The organism is Prevotella amnii DSM 23384 = JCM 14753, from assembly GCF_000378745.1.
Classification (GTDB): Bacteria; Bacteroidota; Bacteroidia; order Bacteroidales; family Bacteroidaceae; genus Prevotella; species Prevotella amnii.
Window position 1 is genome coordinate 32,180 of record NZ_KB905274.1, and the last position, 22,412, is coordinate 54,591.

Here is a 22,412-nt window from a genome sequence, read left to right on the forward strand (position 1 = left end):
ATTAAACCTTTTTCTTCTTACGTTTTGGTTCTGGTGCTTTTTTTATAATATCAATACACTGTTCATAAGTAAGCTCTTTTACTTTATCGTGTAATGCTTTTGGTAATCGATAGTTTTTACCTTCGTAAGCTATATAAGGACCATAACGTCCATTCATCAATTCCATATTTGCATCTTCTGTAAAAGTCTTTAAATGACGCATAGCTTCTTGCAAACGTTTCTCTTGGATAAGGCGTATAGCTCCATCAAGAGATATTGTTAATGGGTCTTGATCCTTAGGAATAGATACATATTTCTTCTTGTGCATTACATAAGGGCCAAAACGACCTGTGCCTATGATAACATCTTCATCTTCAAATTTGCCAAGATTGCGTGGTAACTTAAAAAGCTCTATAGCATCTTCAAGTGTTATGCTTTCCATATTCTTACCCACTGGCAACTGTGAAAAACGCGGTTTAGCCTCATCATCAGCAGTACCTATCTGCACTACAGGACCAAAACGGCCTATCTTTACAAAAACAGGTTTACCCGTCTTAGGATCAATGCCTAACTCTCTTTCACCTGCTTTATGCTCAGAACGTGCATTCATAACCTCTTCTACTTTTGGCTCAAAGCTATGATAAAAATCTTTCATCTCTTTATCCCATGCAGCTTTACCTTCAGCTATCTTATCAAATTCCTGTTCTACCTTTGCCGTAAAGTTATAGTCCATTATCTCCGGAAAGCTCTTCATAAGGAAATCGTTTACCACTATACCTATATCGGTAGGTATAAGTTTCCCCTTATCAGCACCCACCATTTCTGTCTTTTCTATCGACTTTAACTTATTCTTCTTCAAGGTATCTATCTTATAGCTACGCTCTTCTCCCTTTTTATCTCCCTTCTCTACATATTCGCGCTGCTGAATAGTAGATATTGTTGGAGCATAAGTAGAAGGACGACCAATACCCAACTCTTCAAGTTTTCGTACCAAACTTGCCTCTGTATATCTACTCGGAGTTTGAGAATAACGCTCTATTGACGATACCTCTACCCTATTTAACATATCGCCCTCTTTTATTAAAGGCAAATTATGCAAGCTCTCTTCTTTTACTGTTTGCTCGTCATTAGACTCTTGATATACCTTTAAGAAGCCATCAAAAATCACTACTTCACCATTAGCAACAAAATGTAATCCCTCTTGTTCTGCTGCAGTGCAAGGGATTATATTTATATTAACAACAGTCTTTTCCATCTGTGCGTCAGACATTTGTGATGCTATAGTGCGCTTCCATATAAGATCGTATAAACGACGCTCCTGCACACTTCCTTCTATCGTTTGATTATCTGCATAAGTAGGACGGATAGCTTCATGAGCCTCCTGTGCCCCCTTGCTGTTAGTATGATACTGACGGACTTTGCTATATTCCTTACCATAGAGCTTCTCTATCTCTGCCTTAGACGTATTTATGGCAAGCTTAGATAGGTTCACACTATCGGTACGCATATAGGTAATACGCCCAGCTTCATATAGACGTTGAGCTACCATCATAGTTTGGCTTACTGTAAATCCTAATTTACGTGCTGCTTCCTGCTGAAGAGTAGAAGTAGTAAAAGGAGGAGCAGGTGTACGCTTTAAAGGTTTCTTTGTTACCGAAGAAACCTCAAACTGAGCATCTTTGCACAATTCAAGAAAAGCAACAGCCTCTTCATGAGTATAAAAACGCTTATTCAGCTCTGCCTTTATCTCCGTAGGCTTATCTTCTTTATTTCCTAATAATGTGAAAACTGCATTTATTCTATAATATCTTTCCGACTTAAAATTCTGTATTTCACGCTCCTTTTCCACTATTAATCTAACAGCAACGCTCTGTACACGCCCAGCACTTAGAGATGGCTTTACCTTTCGCCATAATACTGGAGACAACTTAAAGCCAACTATGCGATCTAACACCCTACGTGCTTGCTGTGCGTTAACAAGATTCATATCTAAATGACGAGGATTATTTATTGCCTCCAATATAGCAGGCTTAGTAATCTCATGAAACACTATTCTGTTTGTCTTAGACTCATCTAAACCTAAAACCTCGCACAAATGCCAACTAATAGCTTCTCCCTCACGATCCTCATCGGAGGCTAACCAGATCTTCTTTGCCAATTGGGCTTCCTTCTTTAGCTCGCCAACTACTTTTTTCTTCTCCGTAGGAATTTCATAATTAGGTGCTAACGAATCAAGATCTATACTCAATTCTTTCTTTTTCAGATCGCGGATATGCCCATAAGATGACATCACCTTAAAGTCCTTTCCTAAGAATTTCTCTATAGTTTTTGCCTTAGCAGGGCTCTCTACTATAACTAAATTATCTTGCATAGTCTATATATTGTACTTTTTCAAGAGCGCAAAAGTAGTAAACTTTTCCTCTTACACCTTATATAATATAGTTTATTTCTACTTTTTTAAGTTTTCAAATACTTTTCTTTGAATAATCTTACTGCTTTACGAATGGAATATAAGCCAAACTCTTCTTCATCTAATCTTTCTATAGCTAACCAATAAGAAGCCGCTACATCATCATGTGCCTCCAAACTATCTTCGTTTGTAACCGTGCAAATATAAAACATATCAAGAGTAGGCACTACAAAGCCACTATATAAATAGCTATTAGGAATAGAACAAAAATACGAACTCTTTGCTATATGCAAGCAAGTTTCTTCCATAACTTCACGTACCAATGCCTCTTCTATAGTTTCACCTATATCACAGAAGCCACCAGGCAAATCAAGCATATCTTTGGCAGGCTCTCGCTTCCTTTTAGTAACAAGAACCTCCCCATACGTGTTAATAATAAAAGCTGCCACAGCAGAACTGGCATTTAAGAAAAACTCAAAACCACAACTTTTACAACACTTGCTCTTATTACTTTGCACCTGAAAATCTTTACTACCACATACAGGACAATAACTAAACTTATCTAAGACATGAGACATATAAAAGCTTTTAAATATTTAATGCTATATATTAAAATAGGTTTAAACTTCGTATTTAATGTTATACATATATGCAAAAATAACAAAAACATTATATATAAAAGCACTATACCTACAACTTTTTATTATCTTTGCGCATAAATAATCCTAAGGCATAGTGTTCCTTACTTAGCTTTTATTCCTCTTTCCTTTGCTATAATAAAGAGAATAAAATAAGATAAAAATGCAGCTCGCAGTGTTTTAGAGAAACAACTTTGCCAAAACAAAACAAGAAATAACATGAATTTTCATAAACTCCTTTTTACAGCCGGATTAGCCTTTATTACTTTATCTACAAATGCACAACGCTCATTTAACATAAACTTATATAATGGTCAGCCACCACACAGCAGTAATGACCAAACCGACTCTGCTAAAATACGCATCTATCTCCCAGAAGAAAAAGAAGCTACAGGACGTGCTATTGTGATATGCCCTGGCGGCGGATACGAAAAACTATCTTTAGAAAAAGAAGGATACGACTGGGCAGAGTTTTTACAAAATCAAGGCATTGCTGCTATAGTTCTTAAATATCGTATGCCTCACGGCAAACCAGAAATACCTATTGAAGATGCTCAACAAGCTATGAAAATGGTACGACTCAATGCTGCAAGCTGGAAAATTGATCGTAATGATGTAGGCATTATGGGATTTTCTTCGGGTGGACATCTTGCAGCTACAATTGCTACAAAGTCTAAAGGAGACGCCAGACCTAACTTTCAAATACTTTTCTATCCCGTAATATCAATGATGGAAGGTTATGGAGATGCTGTCAGCTTGGAAAACCTGTTAGGACGACACCCTAACAAACGCACACAAAAACAATATAGTGCCGACCTAAATGTTAGCCGTGTTACTCCACGTGCCTTTATAGCTTTAAGCGATGACGATAACATCGTACCACCTGCTAACGGAGTAAATTACTACACCGAGCTATACCGTAACGGTGTGAAAGCATCATTACATGTATACCCAAGTGGCGGACATGGCTGGGGAAGCAAGATAGGATTTCGTTTTCATGAAGAACTGATAATGGAACTAAAAGCATGGTTAAAGAGCTTTTAACTATGCTTTAAATATAAAAACAACAGAATAACCGTAACAACCTTTATACTTACTAACAATCTTTACAAATAACTTTAATGCTTTCAAAACTAATCTTTATAACCATAACACTATGTGCCTCAACACAAGTAAAGGCTCAAAAACATAATACTATATGGTTTGATACCCCTTGCTCTTCATATACAAAAAAAATATGGCTAAAATCTCCTAATATATTAACAGCTGGTGATGAGATGCAAAATGCTGATACAGAATGGGAAAACAGATCACTTCCTATAGGAAACGGATCACTGGGAGCAAACATCATGGGAGGCATTGCTTGCGATAGGTTCACACTAAACGAAAAGAGCTTATGGCGCGGTGGACCAGGCGTAAAAGGTGGTGCGGCATACTATTGGGACCAGAATAAGCAATCGGCACATTTCTTAAAAGCTATAAGAAAAGCTTTCTTGCAAGGAAACACAAAATTAGCAGCCAAACTAACACAAGACAATTTTAATGGGAAAGCTGCATATTCTATAGCTACCGAGCCACACTTTCGCTTTGGAAACTTTACCACTATGGGAGAAGTTACCATACAAACAGGACATAAAGAGCAAGACATCTCAGACTATAAACGATGCTTGTCTCTCGATTCGGCTACAGCTTCGGTAAGCTATCACACCAACACCACCTACTATAAACGATCTTATTTCATATCCTACCCTGACAATGTGATGGTTATTAAATATACAGCAAAAGGAGCCGACTTGCTAAACCTAACCTTAACCTATACCCCATCGCCTATAGCACAAGGACAAGTCGTTAATGACTCTACAGACGGAATAACTTACAAAGGCAAGCTCAATGATAACAACATGCGCTTTACTATACGCATAAAAGCAAACATTAATGGTGGAACAAGCAAGGTAATAGACAGTAAACTGCATATTTTAAAAGCAAAAACAGTTACCTTTTTCCTAACTGCAGATACTGATTATAAACAAAATACCAACCCCTCTTTTACAGACCCTAAAACATATATTGGTGTGAACCCTGACCAAACCACAAAAAAATGGATAAAACACGCACTACAAAAAGGTTATAATAACCTACTAAATAATCATCTTGCAGATTATACACCTTTATTTAAACGCGTGAAATTAATAATAAATCCAGATGATAAAGAAACTAAAGAAGCTCTTTGCTTACCTACAAACAAACGATTACAACGATACCGTACAGGAAAAGCCGACTATGACCTTGAAACCCTTTACTTCCAATATGGACGTTATCTACTTATAGCATCGTCACGTCCGGGCACACTCCCTGCTAACTTACAAGGACTTTGGCATAACAATGTAGACGGACCATGGCGTGTAGATTATCATAATAATATTAATCTTCAGATGAATTATTGGCACGCCCTAACCACAAACCTCGCCGAATGTGCACAACCACTTAATAACTTTATCTGTATGCTTGAAAAACCAGGACGTCGCACTGCTAAAGCCTACTATAATGCTCGCGGCTGGACAACATCTATATCGAGCAATATCTTTGGCTTCACTGCACCACTCATAAATAAAGATATGACATGGAACTTATCGCCTATATCTGGACCATGGCTATCTACCCACCTTTGGGAATATTACGATTTTACTCGCAATAAAACATATTTGCGTAACACCGCTTACCCCATATTAAAGGGAAGTGCACAATTTGCAGTTGATTTCCTATGGCATAAACCTGACGGAACTTATACAGCTGCACCGTCTACCTCTCCTGAACATGGCTCTATAGATCAAGGCGCAACTTTCGTACATGCCGTAGTACGCGAGATTCTTACAGATGCTATTGCTGCAAGCAAAGTGTTAGATATAGATAAAAAGGAACGGAAACAATGGGAAAAAGTGCTCCTGAAGCTATCACCATATCGTATAGGACGCTACGGACAGCTCATGGAATGGTCTGAAGACATTGATGATCCTAACGATAATCATCGCCATGTAAACCATCTTTTTGGCTTATTCCCGGGTCATACCATATCTACCTCTACCACACCTACCCTTGCCCGTGCTGCACGCATAGTGTTAGAACATCGTGGTGATGGAGCTACAGGGTGGAGCATGGCTTGGAAAATATGTCTTTGGGCGCGTTTACATGACGGGGATCATGCGTATAAGCTCTTTCAAAACCTTCTTCGTAACAGCACGTTAGATAATCTTTTAGACACACATACACCCTTTCAAATAGATGGCAACTTTGGTGCTACTGCAGGTATTGCTGAAATGTTAGTACAAAGCCAAATGGGAAAAACAGAACTATTACCTGCCCTGCCTAAAGCATGGAAACACGGATATGTTAAAGGATTAGTAGTAAGAGGAGGTAAAGAGATAGAGCTGAAATGGTAACATACTTATGTACCCTATTTTTGGCTTAGCCAAAAATAGGGTACATAATAAGCACATAAAGATATAATAAACTCTTATTTTTTAAAGCAACTTTTGTATCTCTTCATCTAAGTTCTTAATCTGTGAAGGATTTTTCACTACATTATTACCACGATCGATAAGGTAAATAATAGGCAACGTTGTTGCAGTAGCCGTATAAGCTTGGCTTACTCCTTTATCATCATAAACATTTACCCAAGGAAGGTTAGCTACCTGTTCCTTCCAGAAATGCTGATTTTCATCGAGCGAAACCATATAAATCTCTAAACCACGTGAATGATATTTATTATAAAGATCACGCAAATGCATTATATATTCCGTAGAGCCTTTCATACCAAATACATGAAAATCGAGCAATACAACCTGTCCTTTAAAATCGGTAAGATGACGCTCATTTCCCATGTTATCACGTAAAGGAAGATCGATAACCCCTCGCACATCAGCCTTTAGCTCTATGGGCTTTTGCCTTGCTTTTACTATGCGTTCATCTTTCATACCCTTAATGGTTATGTTATGAAGATTTTGAGTGCGAAGTGTTCCAGGATAATAAGTATCCCAACTTGTAGCTACAGCTCCAAACACCTTAGTATCTTTTGCGTCCTTTGAAGGGTCGAATATCAAAATAGCTTGATTATTTATTACAACATACTGAAACAGTGCGAAATAGCTATACGACTTCATTGGAGCCTTAAAAATATAGTTTGTTGTAATATCACGTTTATAATCGGCAAGCATCACTTCTATCAAAGAGTCGGCTAACTCTGGACGCTGTGCCAACAACTGCTGACAACGGCTTTGAAGATTAATCTGCTTCAAAGCCAGTTCCTTAACCTTTTCGTTATCAGACGAACCCTTTATAATATAATTGGTAGCCATCTGAGGATAAACTGCCTTTACTGCAATATGCTCTGTAGAATCGATAGCAATATTAATGATCTGATCGGCTATACGAAGACGATAAAATTCCGGATTATCACCTCTACCACCTGAAAAAGAAAATACACCACTTTCATCAAGCTTTACTGAATCTATTTTAGCAATACCTTCTAAGCCATTATGTTCTAAGAATAGCACAGAATCTTTCGCATTAGAAATAGTCCCTTCTATACGAAAACCTTCCTTTGCACAACTCGCCAACATTATCATACCCAGTGTACAACAGCCTACAAAGACCTTATTTATAATATTTTTCTTCATATCATATTTGGTGTTAAAAAAGCATAGTAATATAAGTGTAAAAACAGTGTAAACAAGAAAAAATAATCCTTAATTATAATTTCTCATACACAAACCTATCTTGTGCAAAGGTAGTATTTTTTAAGAAATAGCCCAAATATTTAGAAAAATGTATTAATAAAAAGCATCTTTTTAACCGCTATACATCTGTTTTTACAAAATAACAAACAATGCTTAATAGAGCAAAAGGTAACTATGTTAGAGTATTTTTAATCTATTTTTTAATGAAAAATAAGTTATTTTTCTTTCATTTTTAATCTATTTTTCTTTTTCATGGTTCGTTCTTAATCTAAGAATATGCTTTTTTTTATCATTAAAAGCCTCACGTATTATTATATAAAAGTTTGGCTTTTGCTTTCTCACAAGGGTTATATAATGTTTATATATTTAAGACATGCCATTTCTTTTTATTATAAGTGCCTTAAATATTTGTAATGTTTTTCTAAAAAATTAACTATAGGTGGGTAAAATAAATCTACTCTTTTTTTTGTAGTATGCGAAAAATGTTTGTACCTTTGCAGTGTTCAGAGGAATGGGGGACTTGACAAAAGTTCCTCATTTTTTATTATTTAGCAAATTATGATAGACAAAGCTGTTGTTAAAAAACTCGTATCCGAATGGCTGGAAGGAAAAGAATATTTCCTTGTAGATATTCAGATTAGTTCGGAAAACAAGATCGTAGTAGAAATTGATCATGCAGATGGGGTGTGGATAGAAGACTGTGTTGAGCTCAGCAAGTATATCGAGGAGCATCTTTCTCGTGATGAGGCTGACTACGAACTGGAAGTAGGCTCGGCAGGCTTAGGACAGCCCTTTAAAGTGGCTCAGCAGTACATTAACTTTATAGGTAAAGAAGTTGAGGTGCTTGATAAAGAAGGTAAGAAAGTAAAAGGGCTGCTAAAAAGCGTAGATGGTGACGATTTTATAGTTGCTGTCAATGAAAAAGTGCGAATAGAAGGCAAAAAGCGTCCTGTGAAAATGGACGTTGATCATAAGTATAACATGAAAGAAGTGAAATATACAAAATACGTAATAAGTTTCAAATAAAGCTATGGCTGCAAGAAAAATAGAAGAAGATCGTCCTAATATGGTCGAAACCTTCAAGGAGTTTAAAGACACTAAAAGTATCGACCGTACCACTTTGGTAAGCGTTTTGGAAGAGAGCTTTCGCAATGTGCTTGCAAAAATATTTGGTAGTGACGAAAATTTTGATGTTATTGTAAATCCTGATAAGGGAGACTTTGAGATCTATCGTAATCGTGTGGTTGTGGCAGATGACGAGTTAGAGAACGAAAACAAGCAGATAAGTCTTACTGATGCTCGCAAATTAGAGCCCGACTTTGAGGTAGGTGAAGACGTTAGTGAGAAGATAGATTTTAATAAGTTTGGTCGCCGTGCTATCCTCAATCTGCGTCAAACATTAGCATCGAAGATATTAGAGCTGGAGCATGACTCTTTATATAATAAATATAAGAACCGTGTAGGGCAAATTGTTTCAGGTGAGGTTTATCAAACATGGAAGCGCGAAGTATTATTAGTAGATGAAGATAATAACGAGATGATATTGCCCAAAGGCGAGCAAATACCTCGTGATAATTATCGTAAGGGAGAAACTATCCGTGCCGTTATTCATCGTGTTACCAATGATAATAATAATCCGAAGATTATCCTTTCGCGCACAGCACCCGAGTTTTTAGAGCGTTTGCTCGAAGCTGAAGTGCCTGAAATAAATGATGGCTTGATAGCTATAAAGAAAGTTGCCCGTATGCCGGGTGAGCGTGCTAAAATAGCAGTAGAAAGCTATGATGAGCGTATAGATCCTGTAGGCGCATGTGTAGGTGTACGCGGTAGTCGTGTACATGGCATTGTAAGAGAGCTATGTAACGAAAATATTGATGTTATAACATGGACGGCTAACACAAAGCTATTTATACAGCGTGCATTAGCTCCTGCAAAAGTAAGTAGCCTCACCATAGATGAAGAGACTAAGAAAGCAGAAGTTTATCTACAGCCAGAAGAAGTTAGTTTGGCAATTGGTCGCAATGGTTTAAACATCAAGTTAGCAAGTATGCTGACAGATTATACTATTGATGTCTTCCGTGAGTTAGATGAAAACGAGACAGAAGATGATATCTATTTAGACGAATTTGCTGACGAGATAGACCAATGGGTAATAGATGCTATAAAAGGTATAGGCATGGAGACTGCCAGGCAAGTACTTAACGCACCACGCGAAATGTTGATAGAAAAAGCAGATTTAGAGGAGGAGACAGTAGATAATGTGTTGAATATTCTAAAATCCGAATTTGACAATTAGGTGATGGCTGGTGGGTGATGGTTGTTAGCAGAAAGCCTAAAGGGTGTGACTCTTCTGCAGCTCCATGTTCGGAACCCCTCTACCGAAAGCTATAAAAGGTAATACTATCTACAACGAACACCCACACCGAAAAAGGAAATTAATGAGTATCAGACTAAGTAAAGCAATTCGAGAATTAAACATTGGACTTCCAACGGCTGTTGAGTTTCTACAAAAGAAGCTCGAATTAAGCGAAGAGTCTATTGATGTTAACTACAAACTAAGCGATAATCAATATAAGGCTCTCATAAAAGCTTTTAAAAACGATAAAGACGTAAAGGACAAAGCCGCAGATATCCTACAAAAGAAAGCAAAAGATAAAAAAGAAAGCACAAAGACAACTAATCATAGTGCAGATAGCTTGTTCGCCTCTAAAAGGCAAAAATATACCCCACTTGGTAAAATAGACCTTCAAGAGAAGAACAAACCATCGTCAAAGGGAGCAAAGCCTGTTAGTACAGATACATCTGTTGCAAAAGATTCTTCTAAAGAAGTATTAGCAAAAGATGAAAAAACAGAACAAGTAACAACTCCTAAGCAAGAAACTCCTGAGGTGAAAGAAGCTAAGGCTGATAAACTATCTGATAAAAAAGAAGCACAAATAACAGAAGTTTCTACAGAAAGCAAACAAGAGAAACAAGCTAAAATAAAAAACGAAACTATTAACGTTTTAGTGAATACAGAAAAGAAAGTAGAAAACATAGCTACTCAAGGAGCAGCTAATGTAGAAACAGAGACAAAGGACGAAGGTATCTTTAAGACAAAAAATGAAGAAAAGATGCTTAACGCCCCAAAAGTGAACGTGCTTGGTAAAATAGATTTAAGTAGCCTTAATCAAAGCACTCGCCCTAAAAAGAAGAGCAAAGAAGAGCGCAAAAAAGAGCGTGAAGACAAGGCTGAACAAAAGAAAGCACAAAGTAAGAAAAAGCGTGTACGCATTAATAAAGAACGCGTAGATATTAATGCATCTGCAAATCAGCAAGGCAGCGGGCAAGGTAATCGTAACAAGAGTAACAACAACAGCCACAACAACAACCGTGGCAGCGGCAAGAAAAACAACCGCAACAATAACAACAACCGCAATCATAAGCCTTTAGAGGTAGACGATGAGGCTGTTGCACGTCAGGTAAAGGAAACTCTGGCTCGCCTTACAAGTAAGACCCAAAATAAAAAAGGTGCTAAATATCGCAAAGAGAAGCGTGAGGCAGTACAGGAAAAACTTAATGCAGAAGCACGTGCAGAGAAGAGAGAAAGTAAGGTTTTGAAGCTTACCGAGTTTGTTACTGTGTCAGAACTGGCTACCATGATGAATGTCCCTGTAACTAATGTTATATCAACATTAATGTCAGTAGGCATTATGGTTTCTATAAATCAACGTTTAGATGCCGAGACTATTAATCTTGTAGCAGACGAGTTCAACTTTAAAACAGAATATGTTTCTGCCGAAGTACAGGAAGCAGTAAGCGAGGAAATAGACGATGAGAATGACCTTGTCTCGCGTGCTCCTATTGTAACTGTGATGGGTCATGTAGATCATGGTAAGACTTCGTTGCTCGATTATATTCGTAATACAAATGTTATCGCTGGTGAAGCTGGTGGTATCACACAACATATAGGCGCATATTGTGTGAAAGTGGGTAGCGGAAAGAGTGTAACCTTCTTAGACACTCCCGGACACGAGGCCTTTACAGCTATGCGTGCTCGTGGTACTCAAGTAACAGACATCGCTATAATCATTATTGCTGCCGACGACTCTGTCATGCCTACTACTCGTGAAGCCATTTCTCATGCACAAGCAGCTGGCGTTCCAATGGTGTTTGCCATAAACAAGATAGACAAGCCCGGAGCTAATCCTGATAAGATACGTGAAGACCTTTCACAGATGAATCTCCTTGTAGAAGAATGGGGTGGTAAATATCAATGTCAGGAAATTAGCGCAAAGAAAGGGATTGGTGTTGAAGACTTATTAGATAAGGTACTTCTTGAAGCAGAGATGCTCGACTTAAAAGCTAACCCAAATCGCAAAGCTACAGGTACTATCATCGAGTCGTCTTTAGACAAAGGACGTGGTTATGTTAGCACAGTATTAGTTTCTAATGGTACTTTAAAGATAGGAGATAATGTCATTGCTGGCACCTCATACGGACGTATTAAAGCTATGTTTAACGAGCGTAACCAACGTATTGAAACCGCTAAGCCTGCAGAACCTGCCATTATATTAGGTTTAAATGGTGCTCCTGCAGCTGGTGATACTTTCCATGTTATGGAAACAGAGCAAGAAGCACGAGAGATAGCCAATAAGCGAGAGCAACTACAACGTGAGCAAGGGCTACGTACACAGACCAGACTTACCTTGTCTGATATTTCTCATCGTATTGCTCGTGGAGAGTTCCATGAGATGAATATTATAGTAAAAGGAGATACCGATGGGTCTATAGAAGCCTTGTCTGATTCATTTATTAAACTATCAACAGAGAAAGTTAATGTAAATGTTATTAGTAAAGCAGTAGGTCAGATCTCTGAAAGCGATGTAATGCTTGCAAGCGCATCAGATGCTGTCATTGTAGGTTTTCAGGTACGTCCATCTACTGAAGCACGTCGTTTAGCCGATCGTGAGGGGGTAGAGATTAACACTTACTCTGTTATCTACGATGCTATTGATGATGTAAAATCCACTATGGTGGGTATGCTTGATAAGGTAAAGAAAGAAATTATAACAGGACAAGTAGAAGTAAAACAAGTCTTTAAAATTTCAAAAGTTGGTACTGTGGCAGGAGCTTTGGTAACTGAAGGTAAAGTACACAACAAAGATAAAGGAAGAGTGGTACGCAACGGTATCGTTATACACACAGCTCCTATTGATGCTTTAAAAAGATATAAAGACGATGTTAAAGAAGTCGTTACAGGTTTAGAATGTGGTATATCACTTGTCAATTACAACGATTTGCAAACGGGAGATATTATTGAAACATTCACAGAAATAGAAGTTGAACAAAAATTATAATGAAATAACAATAAAATCCCCTAATACACGATGTATTTAGGGGATTTTTTATTATCTTCGTAGCAACAAATGTTACTGCCTTTTATTATGGTATAGCATTTGTTGTCTTTATTAATAAAAGAGATTTAAATAATGTCAGATAACAAAAATAATGAATATGTAAAGAAGATTGCTGAGCAAAAATATGAATTTGGGTTCACAACAGACGTACACACCGATATTATTCCAAAAGGACTAAATGAAGATATTGTACGCTTAATCTCGGCAAAAAAAGGTGAGCCAGACTGGCTTCTTGACTTCCGTTTAGAAGCTTTCAGATATTGGCAAACCCTTTCTGTTCCCCAATGGGGGCATCTAACCCTTCCTGAACTACATCTTCAGGACATCTCTTACTATGCTGATCCGTTAGCGAAAAAGCCTAAGAATAAAGAAATTGACCCAGAGTTAGAAAAAACATTTGATAAGCTTGGTATTCCTTTGGAGGAACGCTTAGCTTTGAGCGGTACTGCCGTTGATGCTGTAATGGACTCTGTTTCTGTAAAAACTACTTTTAAAAAACAATTAGCAGAAAAGGGTATAATCTTTTGTTCTTTTGGCGAAGCTGTTAAGGAGCACCCCGCTTTAGTACGTCAATACTTAGGAAGTGTGGTACCGTATAAGGACAACTGGTCTTCGGCTCTTAACTCTGCTGTTTTTAGCGATGGGTCGTTTGTCTACATTCCAAAAGGTGTTCGTTGCCCTATGGAGCTTAGTTCGTACTTTCGTATAAATGCTGTCAACACAGGACAGTTTGAGCGTACGCTAATAATTGCTGACGATAACGCCTACGTTAGTTACTTAGAAGGTTGTACTGCGCCTATGCGTGATGAAAACCAGCTACATGCTGCTGTGGTAGAAATAATTGTAATGAACAATGCTGAAGTTAAGTATTCTACTGTGCAAAACTGGTATCCTGGCGATGAACATGGCAAAGGCGGTGTACTTAATCTTGTTACAAAGCGTGGAGAATGTAGAGGTGCCAATTCTGTTTTATCATGGACACAGGTAGAAACAGGGTCTGCAATAACATGGAAATATCCTTCTTGCATTCTTAGAGGAAACAATTCTCAAGCGGAGTTTTATTCAGTAGCTGTTACCAATAACTATCAGGAAGCAGACACAGGGACTAAAATGATACACATAGGAAAGAACACTAAAAGTACTATTATATCTAAAGGAATATCTGCCGGTCATAGCCAAAACTCATATAGAGGCTTAGTGCGAGCAACAGCTAATGCTGATAATGCACGCAACTATTCAAGCTGCGACTCCCTACTCTTAGGTTCAAAATGTGGTGCTCACACTTTCCCTTACATGGATATTCATAACGATTCTGCCATAGTAGAACATGAAGCAACTACATCTAAAATAAACGAAGAACAACTTTTCTATTGTAATCAACGTGGTATTCCAACGGAAGATGCTGTAGGCTTAATCGTGAATGGATATGCAAAAGATGTGTTAAACAAACTTCCTATGGAATTTGCTGTAGAAGCGCAAAAGCTCCTTTCTGTAACATTAGAAGGAACAGTAGGATAAATAAGAACATATTATTAATAAAAAAATCACCTCAGGGCTAACGCCAAAGGAGGTTAATTAGAAAAAAACAAGCCAATTTTAAGAAAATAAGGCACAGAGAATAGACTAAAGCCAATAGGCTTTCTGATATTTTTAAGATGTGTTAGAGATAATATTAACAAAATAATATATAAAACATTATGTTAGAAGTAAGAAACTTGCATGCTACTATTGCAGGTAAAGAAATATTAAGAGGCATCAACCTCACTATTAACGATGGAGAAATACATGCTATCATGGGACCTAATGGGTCTGGAAAGTCTACCCTAAGCGCCGTTCTTACGGGTAACCCTCTTTATAAAGTTACTGATGGTATGGCAGTTTTTAATGGTAAAAACCTCCTCGAAATGAAACCAGAAGATCGTGCTCGTGAAGGACTTTTCTTATCTTTTCAATACCCAGTGGAAATACCTGGTGTGAGCATGACCAATTTTATGAAAGCCGCAATAAATGCAAAGCGTATATATCAAGGTTTAGAGCCTTTAAAAGCCTCCGACTTTATGACACTTATGCGTGAAAAAAGAAAACTCGTAGAATTAGATTCAAAGTTATCACGTCGCAGTGTTAATGAGGGTTTTTCTGGTGGAGAAAAGAAAAGAAATGAAATATTTCAAATGGCTATGTTAGAACCGAAACTTAGCATCTTAGATGAGACTGATTCAGGTTTAGATGTTGATGCCATGCGTATAGTTGCCGAAGGTGTTAACAAAATGCACACTAAAGAGACATCGGCTATTGTCATTACACACTACGAACGCTTACTCGATATGATCAAACCTAATTTTATTCACGTCCTTTATAAAGGGCAGATAGTGAAAACGGCTGGTCCTGAACTTGCTAAAGATATAGAATTACGTGGTTATGATTGGATAAAAGAAGAGGTAGATAAATACTAATTATTTCATGAAAAGTGAACAACAATATATAGACCTATATACACAGGCATCACAGCTTATTAAGAGTAAGTCTGTAAAAGTGATGAATGACCTCCGTGATGAGGCTTTTATGAATTTTAAAAAATTAGGTTTCCCTTCTAAAAAAGAGGAACGCTATAAGTATACTAATATCCATTCGCTCTTTGAACCAAATTACGGTTTGAATCTAAACAGGCTGGAAATACCTATAGACCCTTATAAAACTTTCAAATGTGGCATTCCTAATCTTAGCACATCGCTTTACTTTATTGTAAACGATCAATTATATACAAAAAAACTTCCTAATACTTATTTAGGGGAAGGAGTTATAATTGATAGTCTTGCTAAAGCAGCTATACATTATCCAGAGCTTATTACAAAATATTATGGAAAGCTTGCTAAGACATCTGAAGATGGCATAACAGCTTTAAATACAATGTTAGCACAGGACGGGTTATTTATATATGTTCCTAAAAACGTAAAATTAAAAAATACAGTACAGATAGTAAACATTCTTCGTTCTGATGTAGACCTAATGGTAAATAGGCGTGTTCTTATTATCTTGGAAGAAGGAGCAGAAGGACAATTCCTCTTTTGCGATGATACTGCCGATGATAGAAAATTCCTAACAACACAAGTTATCGAAGCCTTTGTAGGAAACAATGCTCATATTGATCTTAATTGTCTTGAGGAAACACATACTAAGAATGTACGTATCTCTAATGCTTTTATTCAACAGGAAAGCTATTCTAAAGCAAGCCATAATGTTATTACTTTACATAATGGTATTACGCGTAATATGCTAAATCTGACATTTAAAGGTCAGCATAGTGAGTGTTTTATTAATGGTTGTATAATAGCCGACAAAGAACAACATGTAGACAACAACACTCTCATAGATCATGCTGCACCTCACTGCCAGAGCCATGAGCTTTACAAATATGTACTTAATGACAAAGCTGTAGGTGCTTTTGCAGGACTTGTTTTAGTACGTAAAGAAGCACAAAAGACAACTTCAATAGAAACTAACCGAAATCTTGTTTCTACTAACACTGCACGCATGTACTCACAGCCCATGTTAGAAATATATGCCGATGATGTACAATGTAATCACGGTTCTACTGTAGGACAACTTAATGATGCTGCTCTTTTTTATATGCAACAACGTGGTATTGATCAGCAAGAAGCACGTACTCTACTCCAAACTGCATTTATCTACGAGGTCATAGATAAAATAGAACTCGATTCTTTACGCGAACGCTTACATCTTTTAGTAGAAAAACGCTTCCGTGGAGAACTTAATAAGTGTAACAGATGTAAAATTTGTAAATAAGAAAGGAATATATTTATGTATGACACTAATAAGGTACGAGCCGATTTCCCTATCCTATCACGCACCATTCATGGCAAGCCTTTAGTATATTTAGATAACGGGGCTACTACCCAAAAACCACTTTCCGTATTAGAGGCTATGCACAATGAATATATTAATGTTAATGCTAATGTACATCGTGGTGTACATTGGCTTTCACAACAAGCTACTGACCTACATGAAGCTGCACGTGAAACAGTAAGACAATTCATCAATGCTAAGTCTATAACCGAAATAGTTTTCACACGTGGGACAACGGAAAGCCTCAACCTAATAGCGTCTTCTTTCGCTGATGGATTTCTTAAAGAAGGTGATGAGGTTATAATTTCCACTATGGAACACCACTCTAATATAGTACCTTGGCAATTGCAGGCTGCCAAAAAAGGAATAGCATTAAAAGTCATTCCTCTGACTAAAGCTGGAGAATTAGACCTGAAAGTTTATACTAAACTCTTCACTCCTCATACCAAACTTGTAAGCATAACTCATGTTAGTAATGTGCTTGGCACTATAAATCCTGTAAAAGAAATAATAAGTATAGCACATGAACATAACGTACCTGTTATGTTAGACGGCGCACAAAGTGTACCTCATTTTAAAGTAGATGTACAACAAATTGACTGCGATTTTCTTGCTTTTAGTGGACATAAAATATATGGCCCTACAGGAGTAGGTGTTCTCTATGGTAAGGAAGAATGGTTAGACAAGCTACCACCATATCAAGGTGGAGGTGAAATGATAGAACACGTTAGCTTTGAAAAAACAACCTTCGAACGTCCACCACTCAAGTTTGAAGCTGGTACACCTGATTATATCGCCACTCATGGCTTAGCTACTGCCATTAATTACGTTACTCATTTAGGTATGGATAACATCTTTGCCCATGAGCAAGAGCTAACTCGTTATGCCTTGCAACAACTCCGTGAGATAAAAGATATACACATATATGGTCATACTGATAACTTTGGAGATGCCGTTATCAGCTTTAACGTTGGCAATATTCACCATATGGATATTGGTACATTGCTCGACCAGTTAGGTATTGCTGTTAGGACAGGACATCATTGTGCTCAACCCCTAATTGAGACTTTAGGTACATTAGGTACTGTACGTGCATCTTTTGGACTATATAACACAAAAGAAGAGGTAGATGAGCTCGTAAAAGGTTTGAAAAAAGTTTTAACTATGTTTTAAAGAACACTATTAAATGCTATATTCTCAATATAATATTGGACTCTGTGAAGCTGGCTGCGATGAGGCTGGGCGTGGTTGCTTAGCAGGTAGTGTATATGCTGCTGCTGTTATACTACCTAAAACCTATTGTAATGAGCATCTCAATGATTCTAAAAAACTATCTTCAAAGACACGCTACGCCTTACGTAAAGATATAGAACTTAACGCTGTAGCATGGGCAATAGGTAAAGTTACTCCAGAAGAAATAGATCGGATAAATATACTTAACGCCAGTATTCTTGCCATGCATCGTGCACTCGATCAGCTTATTATTCGTCCTGAAGCCATCATAATAGACGGAAATCGCTTCAAACCCTATCACAACATACCCTATAATACTATTGTTAAAGGTGATGGCAAATACTTATCAATAGCAGCTGCTTCTATATTAGCAAAAACATATCGAGATGATTATATGTGTACTCTTGCTAAAAAATATCCCCAATACGAATGGGAACATAACATGGGGTACCCTACTAAAGCACACCGACAAGCTATTGCAAAATATGGTATTACTCCTTATCATCGTAAGAGTTTTAACCTTCTTGGTGAAACTACACAATTACTGCTTTTTTAATATGTATTCTATATTTTCACGATGCAGCTTCAATTATAATTTAACATTATAAAATTTTATATTTAGAAAATTTTAATAATAGAGTTCTTATACCAGCTTCCTTAAAAGAGATCTTTGCCTTTGCATTCTCTCCTTGCCCCTCTATACTTAAAACCTCTCCTATACCAAACCTCTGATGCTCTATAATTGTACCTACTCCTATTAATTTATCATTAACCTTAGACTTTATATTTGATTCATCAGCATTTTGCATTACCCTTCCTCCATTAGTAATAGCTGCTGATAAACGACGGAAATTACCTCCTTCTGACAATAATATGCTCTTTGCACGTGCTGATAAAGGGTCGACTGCCACCTCGGCACGTTTACGCTCCGTTATCTTAGGTTTAGGATCTGCACGAAACTGGCTACCTACAGGATTATTATTTTGGAATCTACTGTCAAGCCGTTTATAATCACTACCATATTGCCTGCTACCCAAATATGGCTTATTAGGCTCATATTCCTGAGTTTTATTGGCTCTATAGCCTCTATATTGTGATGTATAACTTTCGTTTTTTATGCTTCCTACCCGCTCTTTATAACAACTATTATCAGCCATCATACTCTCTTCTTTACAAATAAGATTAGGATCTATATCCTTAATAAAACGACTTGGAGTATCAAACTGCATCGCGCCATAACGGAAACGATTCTTGGCATTAGTAATAATACAATGACGACCTGCACGAGTAATAGCTACATATAAGAGTCTGCGCTCTTCTTCTATTTCACGTCTTGAATTTGCTGACATCGGACTAGGAAAAATATTTTCTTCCAAACCCACAATAAAAACAGTAGGATATTCTAACCCCTTAGCTGCATGAATTGTCATCATTGTTACCTTTGGAGAATCATCATCAGTCTTATCATTATCAGAATATAAAGCTATTTCTTGTAAATAATCAGTAAGAAAAACATTATCTTCTCTGTTTTCTTCACGTGCAGTATCTACAAACTCTTGCATTGCAGAAAGAAACTCTTCCAGATTTTCTTGTTTCGACAAAGATTCGGTATCCGAGTTAGAGTAAATATCATTAGATATTTTACTTTGCATAACTATATCCTTCCCTAACAAATAGGCATCTGTTGTCGTTAGACGTGCCACAAAGCTATTAATAAGTAATATAAATTCATTTATTTTTGATAACGTTCCACTATTTACCTTAAGCCCATATTGTAATGGATTTGTTATAACTTGCCAAAGACTAACCATGTTTTCTGATGCACAAGCTATAATTTTTTCTATAGTTGTTTTACCTATACCTCGAGCAGGATAATTTATTATACGACGAAAAGCCTCTCCATCATTATTATTAACAATAAGACGAAAATAAGCTATAATATCTTTTATCTCTTTACGCTGATAAAATGATAATCCGCCCACAATCTTATAAGGTATTGATTGACGGCGAAATTCATCTTCAAAAGTACGACTTTGTGCATTTGTTCTATACAAAATAGCAAAATCAGAATAAGATGCATTATCAATATGTTTAATACGTTGCAACTCTTTAGCAACAACAATAGCTTCTTCTTTATCGCTATAACATGGCTTATATTGTAATTTACTCCCCTCTTCTTCCTGCGAATATACATCCTTTGAAATCTGATGTTCATTATGCTTCATCAACGAATTAGCAGCTTTTACTATAAATTGTGTCGAACGATAGTTCCTCTCCAACTTAAACGTTCGTACATCTTTAAATATATTTTTAAAATTAAGAATATTATCAATATTTGCCCCTCTAAATGAATATATGCTTTGGTAATCATCTCCAACGACACATATACGCTGATGTATGTTTACAAGTTGGGTAATTATAGCTACCTGTGCATAATTAGTATCCTGATACTCATCAACAAGAATATATTCAAATAATTTAGCATATTTGTTTCTCACATCTTCATTATCTCGAAATAACACATAAGCATTTACAAGTATGCTGTCAAAGTCCATAGCATTAGCCTGTTTACAACGTGCTTCATAAGCCTTATAAATAGAATAGACATAAGGCATACGACATTGCTTGTCTCTATCTATGGCTGCCTTATCTTGTTCATACTTATCAGCTGTAATGAGATGATTTTTCGCCATAGATATAAAGTTATGCACCATATTAGGCTTATATACTTTTTCATCATATCCCATAACCTTGATTATATTCTTAAGCAACGAGCGAGAATCGCTCTCATCGTAAATTGTAAAACTACTGTTGTAGCCAATATACTGTGATTCTTTGCGTAAAATTCGTGAGAATATAGAATGAAAAGTACCCATATAAATACGGTTAGCATCGCTTTGGTTTGTTATTTTTGCTATACGATCTTTCATTTCACGAGCAGCCTTATTGGTAAATGTTAGGGCAAGTATATTCCAAGGCTTTAATCCTGATTCTAAAAGATAAGCTATCTTATAAGTAAGCACACGAGTTTTACCTGAGCCTGCTCCTGCTACTACCAATGAAGGGCCATCACAATATTCCACCGCTTCACGTTGATGAGGATTCAATTCACTTAATAATATTTCTTTTTTATTTTTCATTTCACTTTAATGTTCTTTAGGGAATAGTTTTATAAAAAGCATCTGCCTTTCTATTTGTTTCATACGTTTATACATATAAGGACCTGGCGATTTAGAGGAAAAACGCCTTGGGTTTGGTAATGTTGCGGCTATCAAAGCACAATTGCTTCTACTTAGGTCCTTAGCTTCAACCCCAAAATGATGTTTAGCTACAGCTTGTACACCATAAATACCATTCCCCATTTCTATTGAATTAAGATACACCTCCATAATACGCTGCTTACTCCACATTGTTTCTATAAGGAATGTAAAATATGCTTCTAATCCCTTTCGTATCCACGATCGCCCTTGCCACAAAAATACATTTTTAGCCGTTTGTTGTGATATAGTAGAACCACCACGTAAGCGTTTACTACTATTAAGATTTTCTTTAGCAGCTTGTTCTATAGCTTTATAATCAAACCCGTGATGAGAAAGAAAACGCTGATCCTCACTAGCTATTACTGCTACTGGCATATAAGGAGATATTTCTTTTAAAGAAACCCACGAATGGTATAACTTTATATCTTCTCCTTTCCTCATTTGTTCAAAGCAACGTGATAACATAAGAGGCGTAAAAACAACAGGAACAAACCTATATATAACAACACTAAGTATTGATGATACAAATAATAATCCTACTACCAAACGGAAAATCTTTAATATTTTCTTTATCATAAAATCTAAAATAAAGCCCAACCAGCAAATGCAAAATTAATCATAAACTCTGAAGAATCATTCTTTCAACATGGAAAAGTTAAAATTATCCCTTAGTCTTCTGTATATTTTCCCTTAAATATAAGTTACTCTTTTTTGTAGCTATACTTATATTTACTCCTCTTGACACTATTTTCTTATTCATATACTTGTATTTCCTCTCCTTGATTATGTTTTCTTCTATAAATATTATCTTATAAATAGTTTCATAAGATATACAAATCATTTTTCAGATTTCGGTTAAAATCTTTTAATGAGAATATAAAATATACATATAATCT

At 36.6% G+C, this 22,412-nt stretch carries 15 protein-coding genes; 10 read left to right on the forward strand and 5 right to left on the reverse strand.

Translation table 11 applies throughout. The features are described 5' to 3' along the window. Position 1: 1 nt before the first annotated feature. Positions 2-2,350 carry a type I DNA topoisomerase gene (topA, locus tag F596_RS0105025; RefSeq protein ID WP_019036094.1) on the reverse strand — a complete coding sequence of 783 codons (2,349 nt, stop codon included), beginning with the start codon at positions 2,348-2,350 and terminating at the stop codon, positions 2-4. An 86-nt stretch (positions 2,351-2,436) separates the two neighbouring features. Next, a complete protein-coding gene (locus F596_RS0105030; protein ID WP_019036095.1) occupies positions 2,437-2,967 on the reverse strand; it encodes an NUDIX hydrolase in 531 nt (176 codons plus the stop codon). A 279-nt stretch (positions 2,968-3,246) separates the two neighbouring features. Between F596_RS0105030 and F596_RS0105040 the strand changes: the two genes are divergently transcribed. Together F596_RS0105040 and F596_RS0105045 are read left to right on the forward strand one after the other, a co-directional pair. After that, positions 3,247-4,071, forward strand: a complete 825-nt coding sequence (locus F596_RS0105040; protein ID WP_019036097.1) for an alpha/beta hydrolase — start codon at positions 3,247-3,249, stop codon at positions 4,069-4,071. A 77-nt stretch (positions 4,072-4,148) separates the two neighbouring features. Then, positions 4,149-6,464, forward strand: coding sequence for a glycoside hydrolase family 95 protein (locus tag F596_RS0105045; protein ID WP_019036098.1), 2,316 nt, complete (start codon positions 4,149-4,151; stop codon positions 6,462-6,464). A gap of 81 nt (positions 6,465-6,545) precedes the next feature. Here F596_RS0105045 and F596_RS0105050 read toward each other — a convergent pair whose 3' ends face one another. Continuing rightward, positions 6,546-7,700, reverse strand: coding sequence for a TlpA disulfide reductase family protein (locus F596_RS0105050; protein ID WP_019036099.1), 1,155 nt, complete (start codon positions 7,698-7,700; stop codon positions 6,546-6,548). Between the two features lie 618 nt (positions 7,701-8,318). Between F596_RS0105050 and rimP the strand changes: the two genes are divergently transcribed. From rimP to F596_RS0105090, 8 genes are all read left to right on the forward strand, one after another. Further along, positions 8,319-8,786 carry a ribosome assembly cofactor RimP gene (gene rimP, locus F596_RS0105055; RefSeq protein ID WP_019036100.1) on the forward strand — a complete coding sequence of 156 codons (468 nt, stop codon included), beginning with the start codon at positions 8,319-8,321 and terminating at the stop codon, positions 8,784-8,786. Positions 8,787-8,790: 4 nt separating this feature from the next. After that, positions 8,791-10,056, forward strand: a complete 1,266-nt coding sequence (gene nusA, locus F596_RS0105060) for a transcription termination factor NusA (RefSeq protein ID WP_008449634.1) — start codon at positions 8,791-8,793, stop codon at positions 10,054-10,056. A gap of 142 nt (positions 10,057-10,198) precedes the next feature. Next, entirely contained in the window at positions 10,199-13,099 is a 2,901-nt protein-coding gene (infB, locus tag F596_RS0105065) for a translation initiation factor IF-2 (RefSeq protein WP_024992652.1), read from the forward strand. A 132-nt stretch (positions 13,100-13,231) separates the two neighbouring features. Further along, entirely contained in the window at positions 13,232-14,677 is a 1,446-nt protein-coding gene (sufB, locus tag F596_RS0105070; protein WP_019036102.1) for a Fe-S cluster assembly protein SufB, read from the forward strand. A 179-nt stretch (positions 14,678-14,856) separates the two neighbouring features. Continuing rightward, positions 14,857-15,612: a Fe-S cluster assembly ATPase SufC gene (sufC, locus tag F596_RS0105075; RefSeq protein WP_019036103.1), complete on the forward strand. Its 756-nt coding sequence runs from the start codon at positions 14,857-14,859 to the stop codon at positions 15,610-15,612. 7 nt (positions 15,613-15,619) lie between these two features. Then, positions 15,620-16,963 (forward strand): Fe-S cluster assembly protein SufD, encoded by a 1,344-nt coding sequence (sufD, locus tag F596_RS0105080; protein ID WP_019036104.1) that lies wholly within the window; start codon positions 15,620-15,622, stop codon positions 16,961-16,963. A gap of 15 nt (positions 16,964-16,978) precedes the next feature. After that, a complete protein-coding gene (locus F596_RS0105085; RefSeq protein WP_019036105.1) occupies positions 16,979-18,196 on the forward strand; it encodes an aminotransferase class V-fold PLP-dependent enzyme in 1,218 nt (405 codons plus the stop codon). A 13-nt stretch (positions 18,197-18,209) separates the two neighbouring features. Continuing rightward, a complete protein-coding gene (locus F596_RS0105090; protein WP_019036106.1) occupies positions 18,210-18,812 on the forward strand; it encodes a ribonuclease HII in 603 nt (200 codons plus the stop codon). Between the two features lie 46 nt (positions 18,813-18,858). Here F596_RS0105090 and F596_RS0105095 read toward each other — a convergent pair whose 3' ends face one another. Both F596_RS0105095 and mtgA read right to left on the reverse strand, forming a co-directional pair. Then, positions 18,859-21,396, reverse strand: a complete 2,538-nt coding sequence (locus F596_RS0105095; RefSeq protein WP_019036107.1) for an ATP-dependent helicase — start codon at positions 21,394-21,396, stop codon at positions 18,859-18,861. A gap of 6 nt (positions 21,397-21,402) precedes the next feature. Then, on the reverse strand, positions 21,403-22,092 hold the full coding sequence (gene mtgA / locus F596_RS0105100) for a monofunctional biosynthetic peptidoglycan transglycosylase (protein ID WP_008449613.1): 690 nt from the start codon (positions 22,090-22,092) through the stop codon (positions 21,403-21,405). Positions 22,093-22,412 lie beyond the last annotated feature (320 nt).

Bases quoted from the DNA above. Each gene is read 5' to 3' on its own strand.
- mtgA (WP_008449613.1), bottom strand. From the start codon at position 22,092: ATGATAAAGAAAATATTAAAGATTTTCCGTTTGGTAGTAGGATTATTA.
- F596_RS0105040 (WP_019036097.1), top strand. From the start codon at position 3,247: ATGAATTTTCATAAACTCCTTTTTACAGCCGGATTAGCCTTTATTACT.
- F596_RS0105095 (WP_019036107.1), bottom strand. From the start codon at position 21,396: ATGAAAAATAAAAAAGAAATATTATTAAGTGAATTGAATCCTCATCAA.
- F596_RS0105090 (WP_019036106.1), top strand. From the start codon at position 18,210: ATGCTATATTCTCAATATAATATTGGACTCTGTGAAGCTGGCTGCGAT.
- F596_RS0105030 (WP_019036095.1), bottom strand. From the start codon at position 2,967: ATGTCTCATGTCTTAGATAAGTTTAGTTATTGTCCTGTATGTGGTAGT.
- infB (WP_024992652.1), top strand. From the start codon at position 10,199: ATGAGTATCAGACTAAGTAAAGCAATTCGAGAATTAAACATTGGACTT.
- F596_RS0105085 (WP_019036105.1), top strand. From the start codon at position 16,979: ATGTATGACACTAATAAGGTACGAGCCGATTTCCCTATCCTATCACGC.
- sufB (WP_019036102.1), top strand. From the start codon at position 13,232: ATGTCAGATAACAAAAATAATGAATATGTAAAGAAGATTGCTGAGCAA.
- topA (WP_019036094.1), bottom strand. From the start codon at position 2,350: ATGCAAGATAATTTAGTTATAGTAGAGAGCCCTGCTAAGGCAAAAACT.
- F596_RS0105050 (WP_019036099.1), bottom strand. From the start codon at position 7,700: ATGAAGAAAAATATTATAAATAAGGTCTTTGTAGGCTGTTGTACACTG.
- rimP (WP_019036100.1), top strand. From the start codon at position 8,319: ATGATAGACAAAGCTGTTGTTAAAAAACTCGTATCCGAATGGCTGGAA.
- F596_RS0105045 (WP_019036098.1), top strand. From the start codon at position 4,149: ATGCTTTCAAAACTAATCTTTATAACCATAACACTATGTGCCTCAACA.
- nusA (WP_008449634.1), top strand. From the start codon at position 8,791: ATGGCTGCAAGAAAAATAGAAGAAGATCGTCCTAATATGGTCGAAACC.
- sufD (WP_019036104.1), top strand. From the start codon at position 15,620: ATGAAAAGTGAACAACAATATATAGACCTATATACACAGGCATCACAG.
- sufC (WP_019036103.1), top strand. From the start codon at position 14,857: ATGTTAGAAGTAAGAAACTTGCATGCTACTATTGCAGGTAAAGAAATA.